We start from the raw sequence: 1,042 nt of genomic DNA, 5'->3' as shown, positions 1-1,042 counted from the left end.
TAACTATGGTAACTATTCACTAAGAACTAAAGGTGCTGCTGAAGCAACTGTAACAAGATATGCATCCCAAGGTATAGATTCAAGAATCAATCAAACAATGCATGTAGATTACTTTAAGGTATATCAATTATCACCAGAAATATACTTTGAACAACTACAACATACAGTTGTATTAACACTTAATAATACATTAGAATTAGATTTTGAATTTGGAAAAGGATTAGAAACAACATATCATTTTACTGCTGATATTGAAACAGGATGGACAGCATTAGATCATATCCTAACATTTACCAATCCAGGATTATATACATTTACTTTACATGCTCAAAATGCATTTGGAATACAAACAAAAACATTTGAAGTAGACGTTCAATTAGGTGATACAAATCCTGTAATCACACTTAATGAAAATGAAGCATCAATTGATTTATCAAGTTCAACAAACACTTATGAACTTAACTACTCAACCAATGTTACAAATCCAATTTCAACATTATCAATTGATGTTGATCAACTAACTGGATATACACTTGAAGGCAATCAATTATCATTTAGTCAAATTGGAATATATATTGTTACCTTAAGTTATTCAAACGAAAATTCAACAGATACTAAAATTGTAACCATCACAGTTACAAAAACAGAACCAGAAAGCTACATTTATATAGATAATTTCGATACATTACCAACAACACTTACCTTGACAGGTGATGCCACTGCAAATATAGAAGATGGTCAATTAGTTCTGCAAACATATGCAACATCTGCAAAAGCACATTTTGGAGGAACATTTGATCAAGCATTAGTTGGAACTTATGCAGCTGAAACAAGAGTCAAATTAACTGGTACATCATTCTTAAACCTGATCCTACTTTATTCAGGTACAAGTAACGTATTAGGTGTTGCTGTACAAGATGGAACGTTAAGATATCAAAATGGTACAGCCTGGATAAACTCAGAAATAGCAGTTCCACAAGATGAATTCTTCACACTAAAAGTTATAACTACAGTGATGTCAGGTACATTTGATATATATGTA

The 1,042-nt window shown here is 31.2% G+C and carries 1 protein-coding gene; it reads left to right on the top strand.

All coding sequences use genetic code 11. The features are described 5' to 3' along the window. Positions 1–1,042: hypothetical protein (locus G324_RS08015; RefSeq protein ID WP_035357006.1), on the top strand; the 1,042-nt coding region annotated here is incomplete at both ends.

Source organism: Acholeplasma granularum ATCC 19168 (assembly GCF_000526235.1).
Classification (GTDB): Bacteria; Bacillota_I; Bacilli_A; order Acholeplasmatales; family Acholeplasmataceae; genus Acholeplasma; species Acholeplasma granularum.
This window is presented reverse-complemented; position numbering and strand designations above follow the sequence as displayed.